Raw genomic sequence first — 14140 nt, 5'->3', positions numbered from 1 at the left:
GGAGGTGTTCGGCGGGACGGGCATGGTCAGCCGGCCTTTTCCGCCGGCGCGAGCATGCGCACCACCAGCCGGTGCAGGGCCGGCAGGCGCTCCGTGATGCTCCATTCGGGATGGAGCTGATGGTTGAGGATGATGCCGTCGCCCATGATCTGGAGCAGGATCAGCACGTCGTCGAGCGGCAGGTGCGGGTCGATCTCGCCGCGCGCGACCGCCTCCTCCAGCGCCGCCTTCAGATGACCGCGGGTCTCCTCCTCGCAGGGTTCCACCGCCGCCCGCAGCGTCCCGTTGCGGATCGCCTCGGCCATGATCTCGGGGCCGAGCGTGGCGGTGGGCAGCGTCTGCTCCTCCAGCAGCAGGCGCAGGCAGTCCAGCAGCCCGCCGAGGATGGTGGGCGCCTTGCGCACCTCGTCGAAGACGTGGAGCCGCTCGGCCCGCTCGTCCTCGACGATGGCGGCGATGATCGCCTCCTTGGAGGGGAAATGGCGATAGAGCGCGCCCGGGCTCATGCCCGCCTCGGCGCAGATCTTCTGCATGGAGGCGCCATGGAAGCCGTCGCGGGCGAAGCAGGCCATGGCGGCGGCGAGGATGCGCTGCTGCTGCGGGCTGCGCTTGGACGCGGCCGGCGCTTCCGCCCGTGTGGCCATGAGCGACATGGCAAGCCTCCGGCATGCGAATGAACGTTCACTCTCATATCGCAGGGCGCGCAGGCGCGCAAGAATGAACGTTCATTCGCGCCGGCGATCCCGCGCCGCCCCGACGCCGGACGCCACGCCGGGCGCGCGCCGGGGCCGCGCGCTCTTGAGAGACCGGGCGCGAGCGCTTACCTGTCGGCCGACCGCAACTGGGACGCGCCATGCTCGCCGCCGCCTTCGAAGCCCTGAGCCAGACCTTCTCGCCTTTGCTGCGGGGGCTGCTGCTCAAGTCCGTCGCCCTTGCCATCCTGGTGCTGGCGGCGCTCGGCGTCGGCCTCGAGGCGGCGCTGACCCATTTCGTCGACATCCCGACCTATCCCTGGATCGAGACCACGCTCGCCGTGGTGGCGGGCCTGGGCCTGGTGTTCGGCGTGTTCTACCTGGTGCCCGCGGCCTCCTCGCTGGTGGCGGGCTTCTTCGCCGACGACGTGGCCGAGCGGGTGGAAGCGGCGAGCTATCCGGACCAGCCGCGCGGCACGCCGCAGCCGGTGCTGCGGTCGGTGGCCTATTCCATCCGCTTCTTCGGCGTGGTGCTGGCGGTGAACCTCGCCGCCGTGCTCCTGCTGCTGGTGCCGGGCGTGAACGTGATCGTGTTCTACGTCGCCAACGCCTACCTGCTCTCGCGCGAGTATTTCGAGATGGCGGCCATGCGCTACCGCACGCCGGAGGAGGCGCGGGCGCTCCGGCGGGCCAACGCCACCACCATCTTCATCGCCGGTCTCGTCATCTCGCCCATCCTGCTGGTGCCGATCCTCAACCTCATCACCCCGGTGTTCGGCATGGCCTACATGGTGCACCTGCACCGCCGGCTGGCGCCGCTGCCCGACGCCGGGACGCGGCGCATCGAGGCGGAGGCTGCGGCGATCCGCTGAGGCGCGCCGGCGCGCGGTCGTGTTGCACTGCGGCCGAAAGCGGGCTACAGCGCCGAAGCGTGCCGCGGCGCGGCCGAGCCGCGCCCGAGGACGGCCCTTCCTCCATCATGAGCGCCGGGAGGCGAAGATGAAGCGCACCACGCTCTGGGTGGCGGTGGCGAGCGTCGGCGTCGGCATCATCGTGCTCGGCCTCAAGACCCTCGCTTATCTCGTCACCGGCTCGGTGGCGCTGCTGTCCGACGCGCTGGAGAGCATCATCAACGTCGCCGCCTCGGCGACCGCGCTCGTGGCGCTGCACGTCTCCGCCCGGCCGGCCGACGCCAACCACCCCTACGGCCACCACAAGGCGGAATACATCTCCGCCGTGATCGAGGGCGTCCTCGTGGTGCTCGCCGCCTTCACCATCCTGCGCGAGGCGTATCACGGCTTCCTCGACCCGCGCCTGCCCGAGCAGCCGCTCAAGGGCATGCTGCTGAACGGCGCCGCGACCGCCCTCAACGCGGTCTGGTGCGTGGTGCTGCTGCGGGTCGGCCGCGCCAACCGCTCGCCGGCGCTGGTCGCCGACGGCAAGCACATCCTCACCGACGTCGTCACCTCGGTCGGCGTGCTGGCGGGCTTCGTGCTGGTGCCGATCACCGGCTGGCCGCAGCTCGACCCGCTGCTGGCGGCGCTGGTGGCGCTCAACGTGCTGTGGACCGGCTGGGGGCTGATGCGCGAATCCGTGGGCGGCCTCATGGACGCCGCGCCGCCGCCGGACGTGGTGGCGCGCATCCGCGAGCTGGTCTCCACCCACGCGGAGGGCGCCATCGAGGCGCATGACCTGCGCACCCGCCATGCCGGGCGCATCACCTTCGTGGAGTTCCACCTGGTGGTGCCGGGCAGCATGAGCGTGGCCGCGGCCCACGACATCTGCGACCGCATCGAGCGCGCGCTCGAAAGCGACATGGACGACACCGAAATCACCATCCACGTGGAACCGGAAGGCGAGGCCAAGCATAGAGGCGTGGTGGTGCTGTGAGCGCCGCCGGGCGCCGGGACGTTTGCTTCGGCGCGCCACCCGATTAAAGTCCGCCTCCCGCTTCCACCGGATTGACCATGGCCTCCATGCTTCTCCTCGCGGACATCGGCGGAACCACGACGCGCCTCGCCCGCGCCGGCGCCGACGGCGTGCCGTTCGACGTGCGCATCGAGACCAACGATTCCTATGCCAGCCTGGATGAGCTGGTGGGCGCCTATCTCGCCGGGCTCGGCGGCGTGCGGCCGACGCTCGGCGCCTTCGCCGTCGCGGCGCCGGTGGACGGGGAGGAGGTGCGCCTCACCAACCGGGACTGGCGCTTCAGCCGCGCCGGCTTCGCGCGCGATCTCGGCCTCGCCGAGCTGGCGGTGGTCAACGACTTCGTGGCGCTCGCGCATGCGGTGCCGCTGCTGAAGCGCGAGGACCTGATCGAGGTGGGCGCCGGGCGCGCCGCGCCGGGCGAGCCGGTTCTGGTCTGCGGCCCCGGCACCGGTCTCGGCACCGCGGTGCTGCTGCCGCGTCCCGAGGGCAACATCGTGCTCGCGAGCGAGGCCGGCCACATGCGCCTCGGCGCGGTGACCACCGACGAGGCGCGGGTGATCGCCCATCTGGTGCGCGACCTCGGGCCGGTGGCGGTGGAGCACGTGCTCTCCGGCCAGGGGCTGGCGCGGCTGCACCGCATCCTCACCGGCGAGAGCCTCGCCTCGCAGGGCATCATCAAGGCCGCGCTTCACGGCCAGCGCAGCGAGCGCGAGACCTGCGACGTGTTCCTGCGCCTGCTGGGGCGGGTGCTGGGCGACCTCGCGCTCGCCTTCGACGCGCGCGGCGGCGTGTTCGTGGCCGGCGGCATCGGCCGCGCCATGGCGCACATGTTCGCCGACAGCCCGTTCCGCGCCGCGTTCGACGACCACCCGCCCTATACCGACCGGCTCACTCTGATGCCGGTCCACGTGGTGATGCACGCCACCCCCGGATTGCTGGGGGCGGGCCAGGTGGGCCGGGCCCTGCTGGCGAAGCACGAGGCCGGGCGCTGAACGCTCAGGCCGCCAGCGGGCGCGCCTCCTCGGCGTCGCAGAAGGCGGCCAGGAGATCGAGAAGGTCCCGCCCCGCCGCGCAGGGATCGCCGGTGGCGCACAAGGCGAGCTCGGTGGGCGCGATGTCGGGCCAGCCCTCCCGCGCGCCGAGGACGCAATGGTCGGCGGTGATCGCCCGCCGCGGCAGCACGGCGACGCCGAGCCCGCCCTTCAGCGCCGCCTGGATGCCCAGAAGGTCCGAGCTTTCATAGGCGATCCGCCACGGCCGGCCGGCGCGCTCCAGCGCATGCACCGCGCGGCCGCGATAGAGGCAGCCCTGGCGGAAGGCGACCAGCGGCACCACGCCGTCCGCCGGCGCGCGGCCGGCGCCTGCCACCCAGGCGAGGCGCTCAGGCCAGACCCGGCGCGCCGGCCCGGTCCCCGGCTCGCGCTTGGCAAGGGCGATGTCGAGCTCGCCCCTGGCCAGGGCCGAGAGCAGGTCGGTGCTGAGGCCGCATTGCACCGCAAGGCGCACCTGGGGACGGGCGGCGGCGAAAGCCGACACCACCGTGGTGAGCGCGGCCACGGGAATGTCGTCGGGAATGCCGAGCCGCATGGCGGGCGCCGGCGCTGCCCCCGTGAGGGCCGCCTCGGCCTCGGCATTCAGGGCGAGGATGCGCCGGGCATAGCCCAGCAGGATCTCCCCGTCCGGCGTCGGGCTCACGCCGCGGCCGTCGCGCACCAGCAGGCGCCGGCCGAGCTGCTCCTCCAGGCGCCGGATCTGCTGGCTCACCGTGGACTGGGTGCGGTGGACGCGCTCGCCGGCGCGGGTGAAGCCGCCCGCCTCCAGCACGCTCACGAAGGCCTTCAGAAGGTCCGGGTCCAGCATCGGCACACACATTCGATTTACGAATGCCGATGATGGGCACATTGAATTTCCAAATGCAAACCAGCCGTGCTCTTTGCCGGCCGGGAGACTTGCTATGCACGCCGCCGCCCTCCGCAGCCGGGACCACACGCCGGTCCTCATCCTCGCCTTCTGCCTGCTGTGGAGCTCGGCCTTCGCGGCGGCGAAGGTGGCGCTTGCTTATTGCCCGCCGCTGCTGCTGCTCGCCGGCCGCTTCCTGCTGGCCGGCACGCTGATCCTCGGCGCCTGCGCGCTGCTCGGGCAGCTGAGGCGCATCCCGGCGCGGGAGGTGGCGGCGCTGGCGCTCATGGGGGTGCTGAACAACGCCTGCTATCTCGGCCTCAGCTATGTGGGGATGACCACGGTCTCCTCCGGCTTCACCGCCGTCGTCATCAGCGCCAACCCGCTCGTCACCGCGCTCGCCGCCGACCCGCTCCTGGGCGAGCGCCTGACGCCGCTGAAGCTCGTGGGCCTTGGCCTCGGCATGGCGGGGGTGGCGCTGGTGGTGCGCTCGCGCATCGGCAGCGGGACGGAGGATCTGACCGGAACCCTGTTCGTGCTCGCCGCGCTGGTGACGCTGGCGGCGGCGACGCTGCTGTTCAAGCTGGTGCGCACCGGCGCCCCCCTATGGATGGGCAGCGGCATCCAGTCGCTGGCGGGCGGGCTTACCCTGCTGCCGGTGGCGCTGCTGACCGAGGACGTGGGCGCGATCCAGCCCTCGCTGCCGCTCGTCGCCGCCTTCCTCTACCTCACGCTCGGCGCCTCGGTGGCGGCGTTCAGCCTGTGGTTCTTCATCCTGTCGCGGGCCAGCGCCACCAAGGCGAGCGCGCTGCATTTCCTGATGCCGCCGCTCGGCCTGATGTTCGGCTGGCTGCTGCTGGGCGAGAGCGTGCCGCCGCTCGACCTCCTCGGCATCATCCCGATCGCCCTCGGCATCCGCCTCGTGACCACCGGCGGCGCGGTCAGAAGCGGTACTGGGCACTGAGGACGAGGCCATTCTCCTGCGGCGCGTTGCGGGCGAAGTAGGTGCCCACGACCGAGAGCTGGAGCGTCAGGGTCTTCGACCAGTCATAGGCCGCGCCGAGCTGGAGCTTGTAGTATTCGTAGGAGGCGCCGAAATAGGGGCCTTCGCCCGCCCCCTCCGAGACCACGTTGAAGGACTGCACCAGCACCTGCCAGCGCTCGGCCACGCGGATGCCGAGGGTGGCATCCAGGTGGAACTCGTCCGGCGGCGGCCCGGAGCGCTGGCGCTGGGCGGCCTGGAGATCGAAATAGGCCGACTTGCCGAGCAGCATGAAGGACCAGCCGGCGAGCAGGCGCAGGTCGAGCTCGCCGTCCTCGTAGCCCACCGCCGCCGCGCTCTGGGAGCTGCCGGTGCCGGAGATGCGCGCCACCGCCTGCGCGGAGACGACGAAGCTCCCGCTCTCATAGAGGCGCACCCGGGCGCCGAGGCTGGTATAGCCCGGCCCCGCATAGGACGCGGACCCCGGCGCGCCGAGATGCACGGCGAGAAACTGCGGCGCGGCGATCAGGGTCAGCCAGTCGGCGGCCCCGTATTCGAAGACGAGGTCCACCTCCGCCTTCTCGTAGGGCCGGCTGGAGAGCAGGTCCGAGGCGGGGCCGAACTCCTGGCTGGAGGTCGCCGCCGTGGTCTGGACGATGACCTGCCCCTCGCCCGCCGGAAGCGTCCAGGCGCCGGCCTGGGCCGGCTTGGACGCCGATAGGGACCCGATCGCCACCAGCATGCCGAGCACGAGAACAGCCGCGACCTGCCGCGCGCCCCTGGCACGCGGCCACGCCTCCCGTCCCGATCCGTCGCCACGCCCCCCCATGGCCCGCGCCCCCGACCGGCCGTCACTATAAGCCGCAGGGACGGCGGAATGCACGCCTCGCGCGCGATCTCACCTTGCGTAAATTTCATCCACCTCGTCTTGCCGCCCCATTTCGAACCCACCATATTAGCGGCGGATTGCCTGGGCCCCTGCGGCGCGGGCGGTCAGAGAACTCTTTAAGGGGAACGACGATGTCCGATTATGATCGCAACGTCGCCGGGCGTTGGAACACGACGGTGGCGCGCTCGGAGGCCGCGATCGACCAGGGCCTCCGCTCTTATATGCTGAGCGTCTACAACTACATGGCGCTCGGCCTCGCCATCACCGGCGCGGCCGCGCTCGGCGTCTACCTGCTCTCGGTCACGACCGATCCGAGCCAGGCGGTGGGCCGGGTGGCCGGCGGCATCATGCTGACCCAGTTCGGCTACACGCTGTTCATCAGCCCGCTGAAGTGGGTGGTGATGCTCGCGCCTCTCGCCGCGGTGTTCTTCCTGAGCTTCCGGGTGGAGCGCATGAGCGTGTCCGCGGCCCAGATCACCTTCTGGGTCTACGCGGCGCTGGTGGGCGTCTCGCTGTCGACGATCTTCCTCGTGTACACCCACGAGAGCATCGTCCGGGTGTTCTTCATCACCGCCGCCTCGTTCGGCGCGCTGAGCCTCTACGGCTACACCACGCAGCGTGACCTCTCCGGCATGGGCTCGTTCCTGATGATGGGCCTGTTCGGCATCATCATCGCCTCGATCGTGAACATCTTCCTCGGCTCCTCGATGCTCCAGTTCATCGTGTCCGTGGTGGGTGTCCTGGTGTTCGCGGGCCTCACCGCCTACGACACCCAGCGCATCAAGGAGATGTACTTCGCCGGCGACGACACCGCCGTCATGGGCAAGAAGGCCATCATGGGCGCGCTCGCGCTCTATCTGGACTTCATCAACCTGTTCATGATGCTGCTGCAGCTGTTCGGCGGCCGCAGCCAGGACTGAGCCCGGGCCGCAAGGCCGGCTCTCGCGAGACGAGGAGAAGCCCCGGCCCCCGGCCGGGGCTTTTCTGCTTGAGCGGGCGGCGATATGCTCGGCCCGCCCTTTCCTGCCGCCCTTTCCTGCCGCCCTTTCCTGCCGCCCTTTCCTGCCGCCCTTCTCTGCCGCCCGCTCCCGCATCCCCTCCGCCATGCACATCCGCGCCGCCACCGCCGCCGACCTCGACGCCATCACCGCCATCTATGCCGAGGCCGTGCGCGAGGGCACGGCGAGCTTCGAGCTGGTGCCGCCCGGCCGGGAGGAGATGGCGCGCCGCATGGCGGCGATCGACGAGCAGGGCTATCCCTATCTCGCCGCCGAGATCGACGGCGCCTTCGCCGGCTATGCCTATGCCAGCGCCTTCCGCCCGCGCGCGGCCTACCGGCACACGGTGGAGGATTCCATCTATGTGGCGCCGGGCTTCCACGGGCGCGGCATCGGCCGGGCGCTGCTGGATGAGCTGATCGCCGCCTGCGAGCGGCGCGGCTACCGCCAGATGGTGGCGGTGATCGGCGACAGCGCCAACGAAGGCTCCATTGCCCTGCACCGCGCCTGCGGCTTCGCCCACACGGGCACGCTGGCCGCCACCGGGCTGAAGTTCGGGCGCTGGGTGGACACCGTGCTCATGCAGCGCCCGCTGGGGCCCGGCGACAGCGACATTCCGGGGATGTGAGCGGCGGCCCATTGCCCGCGAGCACCGGATTCCACGCGCCGTCGCCCTCCGGTTCGACCGGCAGCCCCCTGCCGCACCACCCGGCGATGGATGCTCCGGCCAAGCCGGAGCATGACGGCGCTGGAGCGCGATCCCAAATGACGCGAAGCGCCACCCGCCGGTCAGCGGGTGATGAGCGTGCCGGCGCCGTGGTCGGTGAGCAGCTCCAGCAGCACCGCGTGGGGCACCTTGCCGTCGAGGATCACCACCCCCTCGACCCCCTGCTCCAGCGCGTAGATGCAGGTCTCCACCTTCGGGATCATGCCGCCGGAGATGGTGCCATCGGCGATCAGGGCGTGGGCTTCGGCGATGGTGAGCTTCGGGATCAGCGTCTTCGACTTGTCGAGCACGCCCGGCACGTCGGTGAGCAGCAGCAGGCGCTTGGCGCCCAGCGCGCCGGCGATGGCGCCGGCGAAGGTGTCGGCGTTCACGTTGTAGGTGCCGCCGTCCACCGCCGCCGCCACCGGCGCCAGCACCGGAATCAGCTCGCGGCCGAGGATCTGGTCGAGCACCATGGTGTCCACGGTGTCCGGCTCGCCGACGAAGCCGAGGTCCACCACCTGCTCGATCTTGCTGTCCGGATCGACCAGGGTGCGCGTCGCCTTCCGGGCGCGCACCATGTTGCCGTCCTTGCCGCACAGGCCGATGGCCTTGCCGCCCGCCTCGTTGATGAAGCCGACGATCTGCTTGTTGATGGAGCCGGCGAGCACCATCTCGACGATCTCCACCGTCGCCTTGTCGGTGATGCGCAGCCCGGCCGCGAACTGCGACTTGATGCCGAGCTTCTCCAGCATGGCGCCGATCTGCGGCCCGCCGCCGTGCACCACCACCGGGTTCACGCCGGCCTGCTCCAGCAGCACGATGTCCTGCGCGAAATGACGGGCCACCTGCTCGTCGCCCATGGCGTGGCCGCCATACTTCACCACCACGACGGCATCGTCGTAGCGCTGCATGTGCGGCAGCGCGCGGGCGAGGACCTCGGCCTGAAGGTGCGCCTCGTTGGCGGGGAACGGCTCGCTCATGAAAGGCTCGCTCTCGGGGATGTCGGCCTGGAGCCCGGCCGAAAAGGCTCACCCTGATCGGTGGGTGCTCCAGCGTCCGGCGCGCGCCGGACGCCGCCCTTCTAGCCGGTTCGCCTGCGCCGGGAAAGACCGCCGCGGCGGCGCGGGCGACGTAGTGGAAGGGCGCAAAATATCGCCCGGCCGTCACCGGCGGGCCTTGGCTCCACCACAATCTCCATGTCATCAGCGCGCTTGAGGCGGCATCCGTTCCGGCGCATCGGCGCGCGGCGCGGATCAGGCTGCCGTTGTCCCCCGCGGAACCCCTTCCATGGACGCTCGAGCCGCCTCCTCCGCGCCGCCCGCCGGCAGCACGCCGCCGCGGGCGGCCCACCCCGCTCTGCCGGCGAGGCCGCCGCACGATCTGCCGGGCCGCGTCATCGCCGCCGCCTTCCTCATCGGCCTCGCGCTGGTGGCGATCCCGATCGTCACCCATCCGATCCCGCCGCTGTCGGACTACGTGAACCACCTTGCCCGCATGCACGTGATCGCCGTCCTGCCGCAGGATGCCGACCTCGCGCGCTTCTACCACCTGGAATGGGCGGTGATCCCGAACCTGATGATGGATCTCCTGGTGCCGCTGATCGACCGCGTCACCAACATCTATGCGGCAGGCGAGGTCTACACGCTGATGTGCTTCGCGCTCATCGCCGGCGGCACCATGGCGCTGCACCGGGCGCTGTTCGGGCGCTGGTCGTCGGTGCAGCTGCTTGCCTTCCCGCTGCTCTACAACGGCGTCTTCCTCATCGGCGTGATGAACTACTATTTCGGCATCGGCCTCGCCTTGTGCGCCCTTGCCGCCTGGGTGGCCCTCCGCGACAAGGCCTGGCCCTGGCGCTACCTGGTCTCGACCGCCTTCGTCGTGGCGCTGTTCTTCTGTCACCTGGTGGCGGCCGGCATCTACGGCATCGGCCTGCTCGCCTACGAGGTGCTGCGCCTGTGGCAGGGCCGCGGGCGGCCGCTGGCACCGCGGCTCGCCGCGTTCGTGGCCGCCGGGCTGCCGTTCGCGCTGGTGGGCCCGCTGATGCTGGCGAGCCCCACCTGGGGCCTCTCGGGCGAGAACTACTGGGAGCCGAAGGGCAAGATCGAGGGCGTCGAGCTCATCTTCAACGTGTACTTCGACTATGTGGCGTTCGCGCTCACGGCGGTGGTCGTGGCCGCCGGCATCTGGGCGGCGCGGCACCGGCTGCTGCGCTTCCACCCGCTGCTGGCGCCGCTGCTCCTGGTCGCCGGGGCGGTCTATCTCGCCATGCCGCGCGTCGCCTTCGCCACCTACATGGCCGACCAGCGCATTCCGGTGGCCATCGCCTTCATGGTGCTCGCCACCATCAGCGTCGACCTCAGGCACAGGCTGGCCCGGCGCGGCTTCCTGGTGGTGCTGCTGGTGATGGTCGGCGTCCGCGTCGCCGAGGTCCAGGTGGTGTGGGACCAGCTCACCCGCTGGACCGTCAACTTCCGCCGCTCGGTCGACGACATCAAGCCCGGCTCGCGGGTGCTGGTGGCCTACGCCGACGTCAATGGCGGCGAGGACGTGCGCGACCTCGGCCTCATGCATGCGGCCTGCCTCGCCATGATCGAGAAGTCGTCGCTGGTCACCACCGCCTTCACGGTGAAGGGCAAGCAGATCCTGCGCGCCAACCGGCCCTATTTCTACACCGTGGACACCGAGGACGGCACGCCGCCGCAGCTGGAGCAGCTGCTGATCGCCGAGGACGAGCCGACGATGGACGGCCCGCGCTACTGGGACCTGTGGCCCCAGCATTTCGACTATGTCTACCTGCTGTTCACCGAGCGCGGGGCGCCGAACCCCGACCCGGACCGGCTGAAGCTCGTGTTCGAGGGCGAGCGGTTCCAGCTCTTCAAGGTGATTCCACCCGGCAGCTGACCGGCGCGCCTCAGAACAGCGGCGGCACGAAGCCCACCTGCAGCGGGCCGAACCGCAGCGCGCCCTTGTTGAACGACAGGGCGTAGCTCACCCCCTTGCGGCCCTCCACGGTGGTCGGCTTGCCCACCATGGCCAGCGCGCCGACGATGGGGGCGAGATCGGACGGGATGGCGCCGGCGCGGCCGAGGCCCGCCACCAGGTCCTGGAAGCCGGCGAAGCCGAGATCGAGCTTGCCGTTGACCAGCCCGGCCGGATCCACCGACACAACGCCGGACGCGGTCGCCGCCACGGTGGGGGTGGTCAGCGCCAGGCGCTCCAGGCGGGCGACCCCGCCCGCGGCGGCCCACGCCTTCAGGCGCTGCTCCACCGGCATGGGACGCAGGTCCGCCGCCGCGGTGACGGTGCCCTGGACGGTCATGTCGAGCGGGCCGGGACTGCCGGCGCGATCCAGCACCGCCGCGCGGGCGTTCTTGGCGCCGAAGGCGAAGTCGACATTGTCGAGGGTGCCATTCGCCGCCGGCGTGCGGCGCACGTGGAACTCGACCAGATGCGCGCCGAGAAGCGTTCCCGCCGCCGCCTGGACGGCTGCCGGTGCCCCTGGCGTCTGGCCAGCGTCCTGCGCCTCGTCCAGGCGCGGCTCCGTGACCTGAACCGAGAAGCGCTGCGGCTGTCCGGACAGGTCGCCGACGCCGCTCATCTGCAGCAGCGACCAGGTGGCGGCGTAGCTCTTGCCGCTGCCGCGGTCCACCACCCGCGCCGGCGGCTGGAACTCGGCGACGATGTGGTTCGGGGCCCAGATCTGGGCCACGGCCTGGGCCGACGCGGCGGTGATGATGATGGGATCGCCCCCGCGCGTCTCCAGGCTCGGCCCCCGGCACTTCAGCTCGAAGCGGAACGGGTAGCCGGCGAGATGGCGCTCGCCGCAGTTCCAGATCCGGCCGAGGCGTGCCTCGCGCGCGACCCAGGCGTCGATCTCGCGCTCGGCGCGGCCGGAGGCATAGAACCACACCCCGCTCCAGATCACGGCGATCAGCAGAAGCAGCCCCAGTGGAACGAAGACGATCCAGGACTTCCTGCGGGCGGGCGGTGCGGCTTCATCGGACATGGGCGACCTGGCTCGTGCTTGCGGCGGGGCTCCGGCGCTGTTAGGCGACGCTCTTCGCCATCTGTCAACGTTCCCTGCGGACCTTGCCCCCATGCCGCCCGATCCGGTGCCGCCGATCGATCGCCCCACCGAGCCGCGCACCGGACCGTCCCACGACACCTGGGTGTTCGCGTACGGCTCCCTGATGTGGAACCCCGGCTTCGCCTTCGCGGAGCGGTGCGAGGCGCGGCTGATCGGCGCCCACCGGGCGCTGTGCGTCTATTCGTTCCACCACCGCGGCACGCCGGAGCATCCGGGGCTGGTGCTGGGGCTGGATTTGGGCGGGTCATGCCGGGGCATCGCCTACCGCGTCGCGGCGGCGGACTGGCCGTCCGTGCATGCCTATCTGACCGAGCGCGAGCAGATTTCGGGCGTCTATCGCGAATGCACGCGGCGGGTCCAGCTGCTCGACGGCTCGCGCCGCACCGAGCCGGCGCTGGCCTATGTGGTGAACCGCGCCCACCCCCAGTACGCCAAGGGCCTCGGCCTCGAGGAGCAACTGGCGCTGGTGCGGCGCTCGCACGGCAAGTCGGGCCCGAACGTGGACTACGTGGTGGCGACGGTGTCGGCGCTGGAGGCGCTGGGCCTTGCCGATCCCGACCTCGCCTGGATCGCCCACCATCTGCGTCCGGGCCACACCGGCGCCTGACCGAACCCGCGACGCCCGCTCAGGCGGCCGCGCGCCGGGCGATGCGCAAGCCGAGCGTCGCGGCGCCGTCGAGCGGGCGCGGGGTCGCGCGCTCCATGGTGGCTCGCTCCTTGGTGGCTCGCTCCAAGGGCGCACGCTCCAAAGGCGCACGCTCGCGGATCAGGCCGCGCAAGGCCGGGGCCGGCTCGTCCCCGAACACGTGGATGTGAATCTCATCGGCATCGAGGCGCTCGGCCATGCGCCGGGCATCCGCGCCGGGCCGTCCGGCCCACATGGCGATGGGGCCCGCCGGCGTGCGCCTGGCGACGAGGGCGATGGCGTCCGGATAATCGGGCGCCTGGTCGGCCGGATAGACCGAGAACACATGGCGGACGCCGTCCGCGTCCCGCCAGAAGCGGTAGCGCGCGCCGAGGGCGCCGTTCTTCAAGCCGTTGAGCCGGCCCGCATCGGCCAGGGGAAGGAGGAGCGAATCAGTCGCGTTCATGAGAACGAAACTAGAACGACGACTGCGGGGCTTCAAGAGTTTTCCACAGAGTGTGGATAACGGGATCTTTCCGTCCCCCGCTTCACCCGCCGCCGCCGGACGCGCGGACCTCGCCCAGCGCGGCGCGGCCCTGCGCCAGAAGCCGGTCGCTGGCGGTCTCGATGTCGTGCTCGATGCGGGTCATGAACTCCTCCCGCCGCAGACCCGGCGGCACCGGCGGCAGGAACTCCACCTGGATCGTGCCGGGCCGGAAGTTCAGCGCCCGCCGCGGCCAGTAGAGCCCGGAATTGAGCGCCACCGGCAGGCACGGCACCTTGAGGCTGGAATAGAGGTGCGCGACGCCGAACTTGTAGGCCGGCGGCGCCCCCGGCGGACGGCGCGTGCCTTCGGGGAAGATCAGGATCTGCCGGCCGTCGGCGATCTCGGCGCGCGCGGTGCGCGTCATGGCCTTCAGCGCGCTCGACCCGGCGGAGCGGTCCACGGGGATCATGCGCGCCTTGGCGGCGAACCAGCCGAAGATCGGGATCATCATCAGCTCGCGCTTGAGGATGAAGGCGGGGTCCGAGAAATACGGCAGCAGCGCCAGCGTCTCCCATGCCGACTGGTGCTTGGCCGCGATCAGCAGCGGCCCGGGGGGGATGTTCTCGGTCCCGCGCACCTCGGCGCGGATGCCCACCAGCACCCGCAGCAGGAACGCGACCGCGCGGACCCAGGCCATGACCCCCGTCCGCCATAGGGTCCGGCGCGAGATGAATGGCAGCGCCGGCAGGAAGACCAGCATGCAGAGCAGCGTGACGCCGTAGAAGGCCGCCTGGAACAGGGCCGAGCGCAGCATCCTCACGGGCGCGCTCCCGGGCACCCAGG

Annotated in this window: 15 protein-coding genes; 8 read left to right on the top strand and 7 right to left on the bottom strand. The window is 71.2% G+C overall.

The genetic code is table 11. The features are described from left to right. Positions 1-26: 26 nt before the first annotated feature. A complete protein-coding gene (locus V5F67_RS02820) occupies positions 27-653 on the bottom strand; it encodes a TetR/AcrR family transcriptional regulator (RefSeq protein WP_394021350.1) in 627 nt (208 codons plus the stop codon). A 200-nt stretch (positions 654-853) separates the two neighbouring features. Here V5F67_RS02820 and V5F67_RS02815 point away from each other — a divergent pair, with 200 nt between their 5' ends. The 3 genes from V5F67_RS02815 to V5F67_RS02805 all read left to right on the top strand — a co-directional run bounded on the left by V5F67_RS02815 (position 854) and on the right by V5F67_RS02805 (position 3613). Next, positions 854-1564 carry a sulfate transporter family protein gene (locus V5F67_RS02815; RefSeq protein ID WP_394021351.1) on the top strand — a complete coding sequence of 237 codons (711 nt, stop codon included), beginning with the start codon at positions 854-856 and terminating at the stop codon, positions 1562-1564. A 127-nt stretch (positions 1565-1691) separates the two neighbouring features. Continuing rightward, entirely contained in the window at positions 1692-2582 is an 891-nt protein-coding gene (locus V5F67_RS02810) for a cation diffusion facilitator family transporter (protein ID WP_394021352.1), read from the top strand. Positions 2583-2659: 77 nt separating this feature from the next. Then, positions 2660-3613 carry a glucokinase gene (locus tag V5F67_RS02805; RefSeq protein WP_394021353.1) on the top strand — a complete coding sequence of 318 codons (954 nt, stop codon included), beginning with the start codon at positions 2660-2662 and terminating at the stop codon, positions 3611-3613. Positions 3614-3617: 4 nt separating this feature from the next. On the opposite strand, the gene V5F67_RS02800 is transcribed toward V5F67_RS02805, so the two are convergent. Continuing rightward, positions 3618-4481, bottom strand: a complete 864-nt coding sequence (locus V5F67_RS02800) for a LysR substrate-binding domain-containing protein (RefSeq protein WP_394021354.1) — start codon at positions 4479-4481, stop codon at positions 3618-3620. 94 nt (positions 4482-4575) lie between these two features. On the opposite strand from V5F67_RS02800, the gene V5F67_RS02795 reads away from it, so the two are divergent. Next, positions 4576-5484: a DMT family transporter gene (locus tag V5F67_RS02795; RefSeq protein WP_394021355.1), complete on the top strand. Its 909-nt coding sequence runs from the start codon at positions 4576-4578 to the stop codon at positions 5482-5484. Here the strand turns inward: V5F67_RS02795 and V5F67_RS02790 are convergent. Beyond that, positions 5462-6331, bottom strand: a complete 870-nt coding sequence (locus V5F67_RS02790; RefSeq protein ID WP_394021356.1) for a hypothetical protein — start codon at positions 6329-6331, stop codon at positions 5462-5464. The two genes, V5F67_RS02795 and V5F67_RS02790, sit on opposite strands and share 23 nt — an antisense overlap. A 191-nt stretch (positions 6332-6522) precedes the next feature. Between V5F67_RS02790 and V5F67_RS02785 the strand changes: the two genes are divergently transcribed. Both V5F67_RS02785 and V5F67_RS02780 read left to right on the top strand, forming a co-directional pair. After that, complete coding sequence (locus tag V5F67_RS02785) at positions 6523-7311, top strand: Bax inhibitor-1/YccA family protein (protein ID WP_394021357.1); 789 nt, start codon at positions 6523-6525, stop codon at positions 7309-7311. Positions 7312-7495: 184 nt separating this feature from the next. Further along, on the top strand, positions 7496-8017 hold the full coding sequence (locus tag V5F67_RS02780; protein ID WP_394021358.1) for a GNAT family N-acetyltransferase: 522 nt from the start codon (positions 7496-7498) through the stop codon (positions 8015-8017). A gap of 161 nt (positions 8018-8178) precedes the next feature. Here V5F67_RS02780 and argB read toward each other — a convergent pair whose 3' ends face one another. Next, positions 8179-9078, bottom strand: coding sequence for an acetylglutamate kinase (argB, locus tag V5F67_RS02775; RefSeq protein ID WP_394021359.1), 900 nt, complete (start codon positions 9076-9078; stop codon positions 8179-8181). A 307-nt stretch (positions 9079-9385) separates the two neighbouring features. Between argB and V5F67_RS02770 the strand changes: the two genes are divergently transcribed. Then, the gene (locus V5F67_RS02770) at positions 9386-10999 is read left to right on the top strand and encodes a hypothetical protein (protein WP_394021360.1); all 1614 of its coding nucleotides are present in this window, start codon (positions 9386-9388) and stop codon (positions 10997-10999) included. A gap of 10 nt (positions 11000-11009) precedes the next feature. Here the strand turns inward: V5F67_RS02770 and V5F67_RS02765 are convergent, their stop codons facing one another. After that, entirely contained in the window at positions 11010-12104 is a 1095-nt protein-coding gene (locus tag V5F67_RS02765) for a DUF2125 domain-containing protein (protein ID WP_394021361.1), read from the bottom strand. A gap of 91 nt (positions 12105-12195) precedes the next feature. Here V5F67_RS02765 and V5F67_RS02760 point away from each other — a divergent pair, with 91 nt between their 5' ends. Further along, positions 12196-12792: a gamma-glutamylcyclotransferase gene (locus tag V5F67_RS02760; RefSeq protein ID WP_394021362.1), complete on the top strand. Its 597-nt coding sequence runs from the start codon at positions 12196-12198 to the stop codon at positions 12790-12792. 19 nt (positions 12793-12811) lie between these two features. Here V5F67_RS02760 and V5F67_RS02755 read toward each other — a convergent pair whose 3' ends face one another. Next, positions 12812-13276 (bottom strand): hypothetical protein, encoded by a 465-nt coding sequence (locus V5F67_RS02755; RefSeq protein WP_394021363.1) that lies wholly within the window; start codon positions 13274-13276, stop codon positions 12812-12814. An 82-nt stretch (positions 13277-13358) separates the two neighbouring features. After that, entirely contained in the window at positions 13359-14111 is a 753-nt protein-coding gene (locus V5F67_RS02750) for a lysophospholipid acyltransferase family protein (protein WP_394021453.1), read from the bottom strand. Between the last annotated feature and the right edge of the window lie 29 nt (positions 14112-14140).

The sequence above is a fragment of the Xanthobacter pseudotagetidis genome, from assembly GCF_043194795.2.
Classification (GTDB): Bacteria; Pseudomonadota; Alphaproteobacteria; order Rhizobiales; family Xanthobacteraceae; genus Xanthobacter; species Xanthobacter tagetidis_A.
This window is presented reverse-complemented; position numbering and strand designations above follow the sequence as displayed.

Bases quoted from the DNA above. Each gene is read 5' to 3' on its own strand.
- V5F67_RS02820 (WP_394021350.1), bottom strand. From the start codon at position 653: ATGTCGCTCATGGCCACACGGGCGGAAGCGCCGGCCGCGTCCAAGCGC.
- V5F67_RS02815 (WP_394021351.1), top strand. From the start codon at position 854: ATGCTCGCCGCCGCCTTCGAAGCCCTGAGCCAGACCTTCTCGCCTTTG.
- V5F67_RS02810 (WP_394021352.1), top strand. From the start codon at position 1,692: ATGAAGCGCACCACGCTCTGGGTGGCGGTGGCGAGCGTCGGCGTCGGC.
- V5F67_RS02805 (WP_394021353.1), top strand. From the start codon at position 2,660: ATGGCCTCCATGCTTCTCCTCGCGGACATCGGCGGAACCACGACGCGC.
- V5F67_RS02800 (WP_394021354.1), bottom strand. From the start codon at position 4,481: ATGCTGGACCCGGACCTTCTGAAGGCCTTCGTGAGCGTGCTGGAGGCG.
- V5F67_RS02795 (WP_394021355.1), top strand. From the start codon at position 4,576: ATGCACGCCGCCGCCCTCCGCAGCCGGGACCACACGCCGGTCCTCATC.
- V5F67_RS02790 (WP_394021356.1), bottom strand. From the start codon at position 6,331: ATGGGGGGGCGTGGCGACGGATCGGGACGGGAGGCGTGGCCGCGTGCC.
- V5F67_RS02785 (WP_394021357.1), top strand. From the start codon at position 6,523: ATGTCCGATTATGATCGCAACGTCGCCGGGCGTTGGAACACGACGGTG.
- V5F67_RS02780 (WP_394021358.1), top strand. From the start codon at position 7,496: ATGCACATCCGCGCCGCCACCGCCGCCGACCTCGACGCCATCACCGCC.
- argB (WP_394021359.1), bottom strand. From the start codon at position 9,078: ATGAGCGAGCCGTTCCCCGCCAACGAGGCGCACCTTCAGGCCGAGGTC.
- V5F67_RS02770 (WP_394021360.1), top strand. From the start codon at position 9,386: ATGGACGCTCGAGCCGCCTCCTCCGCGCCGCCCGCCGGCAGCACGCCG.
- V5F67_RS02765 (WP_394021361.1), bottom strand. From the start codon at position 12,104: ATGTCCGATGAAGCCGCACCGCCCGCCCGCAGGAAGTCCTGGATCGTC.
- V5F67_RS02760 (WP_394021362.1), top strand. From the start codon at position 12,196: ATGCCGCCCGATCCGGTGCCGCCGATCGATCGCCCCACCGAGCCGCGC.
- V5F67_RS02755 (WP_394021363.1), bottom strand. From the start codon at position 13,276: ATGAACGCGACTGATTCGCTCCTCCTTCCCCTGGCCGATGCGGGCCGG.
- V5F67_RS02750 (WP_394021453.1), bottom strand. From the start codon at position 14,111: ATGCTGCGCTCGGCCCTGTTCCAGGCGGCCTTCTACGGCGTCACGCTG.